Annotated in this window: 7 protein-coding genes; 5 read left to right on the forward strand and 2 right to left on the reverse strand. The window is 74.3% G+C overall.

Translation table 11 applies throughout. The annotated features are described in order from the left end of the window. The 3 genes from ACFW1I_RS27960 to ACFW1I_RS27970 all read left to right on the forward strand — a co-directional run. Positions 1-1,224 (forward strand): hypothetical protein (locus ACFW1I_RS27960; RefSeq protein ID WP_384675042.1); only part of this gene is annotated, 1,224 nt, incomplete at its 5' end. Positions 1,225-1,318: 94 nt separating this feature from the next. Further along, positions 1,319-1,681 (forward strand): DUF1304 domain-containing protein, encoded by a 363-nt coding sequence (locus ACFW1I_RS27965; protein WP_384675044.1) that lies wholly within the window; start codon positions 1,319-1,321, stop codon positions 1,679-1,681. Between the two features lie 89 nt (positions 1,682-1,770). After that, entirely contained in the window at positions 1,771-2,565 is a 795-nt protein-coding gene (locus ACFW1I_RS27970; RefSeq protein WP_384675046.1) for an inositol monophosphatase family protein, read from the forward strand. Here the strand turns inward: ACFW1I_RS27970 and ACFW1I_RS27975 are convergent, their stop codons facing one another. Both ACFW1I_RS27975 and ACFW1I_RS27980 read right to left on the reverse strand, forming a co-directional pair. Then, on the reverse strand, positions 2,566-3,411 hold the full coding sequence (locus tag ACFW1I_RS27975; RefSeq protein WP_384675048.1) for a tetratricopeptide repeat protein: 846 nt from the start codon (positions 3,409-3,411) through the stop codon (positions 2,566-2,568). 7 nt (positions 3,412-3,418) lie between these two features. Further along, the gene (locus tag ACFW1I_RS27980) at positions 3,419-4,474 is read right to left on the reverse strand and encodes a GNAT family N-acetyltransferase (RefSeq protein ID WP_384675049.1); all 1,056 of its coding nucleotides are present in this window, start codon (positions 4,472-4,474) and stop codon (positions 3,419-3,421) included. 112 nt (positions 4,475-4,586) lie between these two features. Here ACFW1I_RS27980 and fdxA point away from each other — a divergent pair, with 112 nt between their 5' ends. Further along, the gene (gene fdxA / locus ACFW1I_RS27985; protein ID WP_030207635.1) at positions 4,587-4,907 is read left to right on the forward strand and encodes a ferredoxin; all 321 of its coding nucleotides are present in this window, start codon (positions 4,587-4,589) and stop codon (positions 4,905-4,907) included. 92 nt (positions 4,908-4,999) lie between these two features. Then, entirely contained in the window at positions 5,000-6,094 is a 1,095-nt protein-coding gene (locus ACFW1I_RS27990) for a bifunctional succinyldiaminopimelate transaminase/glutamate-prephenate aminotransferase (RefSeq protein ID WP_384675052.1), read from the forward strand. Positions 6,095-6,128 lie beyond the last annotated feature (34 nt).

Consider the following 6,128-nt stretch of genomic DNA (forward strand, 5'->3'; position numbering starts at 1 on the left):
CGGCGGGGCCGGGGGGGCGCGCCGCGCCGGCCCCCCCACCCCGCCAACCAGCCGCCGCACCCCCCCGCCCCGCCGCCGGGCGCCGGCCGGCCGGGCCCGGGCGGGCCCGGCGCCCCCGGCGGCGGCAAGGTGTCCGGCGACACCCTGACGAGCGGCATCCCGGTCGTGCCCCCGGCCGCCGGCCGGCCCGGCCCGGGGCAGCCGCCCCGGCCGCCGCGCCAGGAGCAGGCGCCCCAGCCCGCCCCCAAGCCCGCGCCGAAGCCCGCCCCCGCCAAGAAGGGCCGCTCCAAGCTGGTCCTCGTCGCCGCCGGGATCGTCGGCATCGCCGGCGTCGCCTACGGCGCCGGGCTCCTCCTCAACCACTCCGACGTCCCCAAGGGCACCACCGTGCTCGGCGTGGACATCGGCGGCGGGACGAAGGACGAGGCCGTCAACAAGCTGGAGACGACGCTCGGCAAGCGCGCCGCGACCCCGCTCCAGCTCTCCGTCGGCGGCAAGAAGATCCAGCTCGCCCCCGACAAGGCCGGTCTCGCCCTGGACAGCCAGGAGACCGTCCGGGGCGCCGCCGGCAGCGACTACAACCCCGTCTCGGTGATCGGCTCCCTCTTCGGCGGCGAGCGGGTGGCCAAGCCGGTCTTCCCGGTCGACGACGAGAAGCTCGCCGTCGCCCTGCGGGACCTCGCGGGCTCCTCCTCGTCGGCGACCGAGGCGACGATCCTGTTCGCCCCGAACAAGGTCACCGCCGTCGAGGGCAAGCCCGGCCAGGGCCTCGACGTCCAGCGCTCGATGATCTCGGTCAAGGACGCCTTCCGCGCCCAGGTCGAGACGGGCGTGACCAAGGTCGTCGAGCTCCCGGTCAGCGTCCGAAAGCCCACGGTCACCAAGGCCGAACTGGACCGGGCGATGAAGGAGTTCGCCCAGCCCGCCATGTCCGGCCGGATCACCATCCGGGCCGGCGGCAAGGAGATCGACTTCGGCCCGGCCCGCTCGCTGCCGCAGATCCTCTCCATGAAGGCCGTCGACGGACACCTGGTGGAGGTCTACGACAAGAAGGCGATCACCCGGCTCCTCGAAGGCACCTTCGACGGCGTCATGATCACCAAGGGCGACGGCTCCAAGCACCAGGTCTCCGCCGACGACGTCGCCTTCGTCATGCGCGACGCCCTCCGCGGCAGGACCAAGGCCGAGCGCACCGCGACGATCGACCTCACCGGCAAGGGCTGACCCCCGGCGCGACCGCACCCCGACACCCCCGTGGGCACCGGCCCGCGGGGGTGTCGGCGCGTGTCGGCGCCGCCCCGCCGCCCACAATGGGCGCATGCCGCTGACCGCCGACATCCTCGTCGCCCTGATCGCGCTCCTGCACGCCTACATCCTCGTGATGGAGATGTTCCTGTGGGAGAAGGAGACCGGCCGCCGCTTCTCCGGCTTCGACGCCCGGCTCGCCCGCGAGACCGCCGCCATGGCCGCCAACCAGGGCCTCTACAACGGCTTCCTCGCCGCCGGTCTCGTCTGGGGCCTGATCGCCGCCGACCCGGTCGGCTTCCGGGTCCAGGTCTTCTTCCTGTCCTGCGTCGTCATCGCGGGCCTCTACGGCGCCGCCACCGCCAATCGCCGCATCCTCTACGCCCAGGCCCTCCCCGGCGCCCTCGCCCTCTCCGCCGTCCTCGTCGCCGGCTGACCCCTGACGCACCCTCACCACAGGGCCCCGGCATCCCTTTCGACCTGAGCGAACGACGCGCCCCGGACCCGCCGCGTACCCTCGGCTCCATGATCACCCAGGAGCTCACCGACGCCGAGGTCGCCGCCGCGGCGGCCCGCGCCGGTGCCGAGGTCGTGCGCGGCCTCCACGGACAGGAACTCGAGCGGATCGACAAGGGCGCGGGCGACTTCGCCACCACCGCCGACCTCGCGGCCGAGCGGGCCGTGCTCGACGTCCTGCGCGCCGCCCGCCCCGACGACGCGATCCTCGGCGAGGAGAGCGGCCGGCAGGGCGCGGCCGACGCCGACCGCCAGTGGCTGGTGGACCCCCTGTGCGGCACCCTCAACTACGCCGTCGGCAACAAGCTCGTGGCCGTCAACGTGGCCCTGCGCGGCGGGGCGGCGGCCGTCGCGGACCCGTTCGGCGGCGAGGACGGGGAGGTGTTCCACACCGACGGCACGCGCGCGTGGGGCCAGGACGGCAAGCCCCTCGCGCCGACCGCCGCCACCGGCCTGGTCGACGTCAATCTGGACCCGCCGTTCCCCGGCGCCCCCGGCTTCCGCGCCGTGGACCTCCTCGCCCACCCCGACTTCGTCGCCGGGTTCCGCCCCCGCGTGGTCTCCACGTCGCTCGCGCTCGCCTGGGTCGCCGCGGGGAAGCGCGCCGCGTACGTCACCGACGGCGGCGACCTCACCGGCAGCGTCCACTTCGCCGCCGGCATCGCCCTCTGCCGGGCCGCCGGCTGCGTCGTCACCGGCATCGACGGCGCCCCGCTGGAGGAGGGCTCGGCCCGCGGCCTCGTGGCCGCCGCCGACGCCGCCACCCACGCCCGCCTGATGGAGCTGATCCGCTCCCGGGCCTAGTCAGTTCAGCCGCGCCCGGGCCGCCTGCGCCTGGTGGCGGATCGCGGCGGCGGAGTCCGGGTCGACCGCGTCCATGATCTGCGCGTACGCCTCCATCTCCGCCGCCCCGGTCAGGAAGTCGCCGCGCTGGACGAGGAGTTCCGCCCGCTCGTAGCGGAGGCGGGCCGGGTGGGACGGGAGCAGCAGCGCCAGCTCCACCGCCCACAGGGCCACGTCGGAGCGCTCGGGGCGGGGGGTCGCCCAGGCGCGGATGTTGCCGAGGATCCGCAGCACGATCGCGCCCGGCTCGGCCGGCCGCAGCATCGAGCGGTCCAGGGCCTCGCCGGTCGCGCTCGCCACCAGCAGCTCGGCGTCCTCCGCCGTCATGGGCCGGCCGCCCGCGAAGGGATCGGCCAGGTCGAGGTCGGCCGGGTCGCCGAAGCCGACGACGAAATGGCCCGGCAGCCCGAGCCCGTACACCGGCGCACCGGCCCGCCGGGCGACCTCCATCCACACCACGGACAGCAGGATCGGCAGACCGCGCCGCCGCCGCAGCACCTCGTGCAGCAGCGAGGACTCCAGGCGCTGGTAGTCGGCGGGGACGCCCTCGAACCCCTCGCGGCCGCCGAGGAGCGCCGCCAGCTCGTCCTTCCAGGCGCCGGTGAAGCGGGTGCCGTACGGGACGAGGCCGGCGAGCCGGTCGAGTTCGACGTCGGCCTCGACCAGATCGTGTTCGGTGACGGTGGGGTCCGCCACGGCGCAGATCAGCAGGCAGAGCCGGGCGAGGTCGGGCCGCTCGGCCCTGGCCTCCTCCGCGAACTCCCGCCGCCGGTCGGGCGGCCGGTTCAGGGGGTCCTCCGCGCTCACGCCTCGCTCACGCCTCCGCCTGCCGGTAGTGGTGGTAGTGGTGGTGCACCGCGAAGCCCATCCCCTCGTACAGCGTCCGCGCCGCCTCGTTGTCGCTCTCGACCTGGAGCCAGGCCGCCGAGGCGCCCTCGTCGAGGGCCTGCCGGGCGAGGGCGGTCATGACCGCGGTGGCCAGACCCCGGCGGCGGAGCTCCGGATCGACCTCTATCGCCAGGAAACCCGCCCACCGCCCGTCGACGACACAACGCCCGATGGCGGCCGGTACTTCCCCGGTGCCCGCGACGGACGCGAACCACACACTCGGCCCCGCGCCGAGGACGTGCCGCATCGCCGGGCTCGGCGCCGAGAACCGCTGGTAGCGGCGCAGCCACGCCTCGTCGAGCGTCCGGGAGAGGCGCACCTCGACGGTCCCGGGCTCCCGGTCGGCGAGCGGCGCGAGGGCCGCGATCCGCAGCTCCGCGGTGACCTCGCGGGTCCAGCCGAGCCGTTCCAGCTCGGCGCAGAGCAGCTCCTGGGTGCCCTCGGCGCCGGTCGCGGCCTGCACGTACGCGGGCAGCTTCCGGTCCGCGTACCAGTCCCGTACGACGTCCAGGGCCTCGGCGACCGGCAGCCCGGGATCGCCCGTCGGCAGCACCGAGTTGGCCCGCCGGGTGAAGCCCACCCGTCGCCCGACCACCGCCCCTCCACGACGGGCTTCGCCCGGCCCCTCCTGAATCGCCGCCCGCAGGGTCCACTCCCCGAGCGCCTCGCTCTCGACCGGCTGCCACGCGCGCGCGGACGCGCGGGAGAGCTCCGGGAAGGTGGCGGCGGGACCCCGACGGCGGGCCGGGGCGGCCGGCACGACCTTGCCCGCGACCAGGCGCGGTTCCGGGATCCGGACGGTCTCGCCGCTCTTTCGTGTGATCGTGAGCACACCGCCGTCCCAGGATGTGAGCACCCCGACGGCGTCCGTGAATCGGTCACCCTCCGACGGGGAGTCCGTCACGTACCGAACGGAGACACGTTTTCCCACGTCAGCCCTGGTGACACGGACCTCAAGCCGCCCTCCGCCGGTGAATTCCACAGCTTCTCCGCCCCTCCTGTTCGGATCGCCCCCAAGAACGGAGATACTAGGTGCGGGCATCGACGACACCGCGCTCCCGCGCAGACCAGCCCTACCGAGGAGGAACGACAGCGTGACCTACGTCATCGCGCAGCCTTGTGTCGACGTCAAGGACAAGGCTTGCATCGAGGAGTGCCCCGTCGACTGCATCTACGAGGGCAAGCGATCTCTCTACATCCACCCGGACGAGTGCGTCGACTGTGGAGCCTGTGAGCCGGTGTGCCCGGTCGAGGCGATCTTCTACGAGGACGACACCCCGGAGGAGTGGAAGGACTACTACAAGGCGAACGTCGAGTTCTTCGACGACCTGGGTTCGCCCGGTGGCGCCTCCAAGCTCGGCGAGATCGAGCGCGACCACCCCTTCATCGCCGCCCTGCCGCCGCAGAACGGCTGATCTTTCGTTGCACCCGCTCTCGGTCCCGTACGGCTCCACCGCCGTGCGGGACCGACGCGTATCGCGTACGCACTGAGGAAGTGAGCCAACCCGTGAGCGCTGTCTCTTCGCGCCTGCCCGTCTTCCCCTGGGACAAGCTGGAGCCGTACAAGGCGACCGCCCTGGCCCACCCCGACGGGATCGTGGACCTGTCGGTCGGCACGCCGGTCGACCCGGTCCCCGCGCTGATCCAGGAGGCCCTGGTGGCCGCGGCGGACTCACCGGGCTATCCGACGGTCTGGGGCACCCCGGCGCTGCGCGACGCGCTCACCGGCTGGTGCGGGCGGCGGCTCGGCGCGACCGGCTTCGCCCACGAGAACGTGCTGCCGGTGGTCGGCTCCAAGGAGCTGGTCGCCTGGCTGCCGACCCAGCTGGGCCTCGGCCCCGGCGACAGGGTGGCCTACCCGCGGCTCGCGTACCCGACGTACGAGGTCGGCGCGCGGCTCTGCGGCGCCGAGCCCGTCGTCTACGACGACCCGACCGAGCTCGACCCGGCCGGCCTGAAGCTGCTGTGGCTCAACTCCCCGTCGAACCCGACCGGCAAGGTCCTCCCGAAGGACGAGCTCACCCGGATCGTGGCCTGGGCGCGCGAGCACGGCGTCCTCGTCTTCTCCGACGAGTGCTACCTCGAACTGGGCTGGGAGGCCGACCCGGTGTCGGTCCTGCACCCGGACGTCTGCGGCGGCTCGTACGAGGGGATCGTCGCCGTCCACTCGCTCTCCAAGCGCTCCAACCTGGCCGGCTACCGGGCGGCGTTCATCGCCGGCGACGCGGCCGTCCTCGGCGAGCTGCTCCAGATCCGCAAGCACGGCGGCATGATGACCGCGGCGCCCGTCCAGGCCGCCACCGTCGCCGCCCTCGGCGACGACACCCACGTCGCCGAGCAGCGCGGGCGGTACGCGGCCCGGCGCGCCGCCCTGAAGGCCGCCCTGGAGGCCCACGGCTTCCGCATCGAGCACTCCGAGGCCAGCCTCTACCTGTGGGCCACCCGCGACGAGCCCTGCTGGGACACGGTGGCGTACCTGGCCGAGAAGGGGATCCTGGTCGCCCCGGGCGACTTCTACGGCGAGGCGGGCGCCCGCTTCGTGCGGGTCGCCTTCACGGCGACGGACGAGCGGGTCGACGCGGCGGTCAAGCGCCTCGGCTGACCGCGCGGTCACGGTACGCGGAAGGGCCCGGGCG

Source organism: Streptomyces sp. NPDC058955, from assembly GCF_042741435.1.
GTDB lineage: Bacteria > Actinomycetota > Actinomycetes > Streptomycetales > Streptomycetaceae > Streptomyces.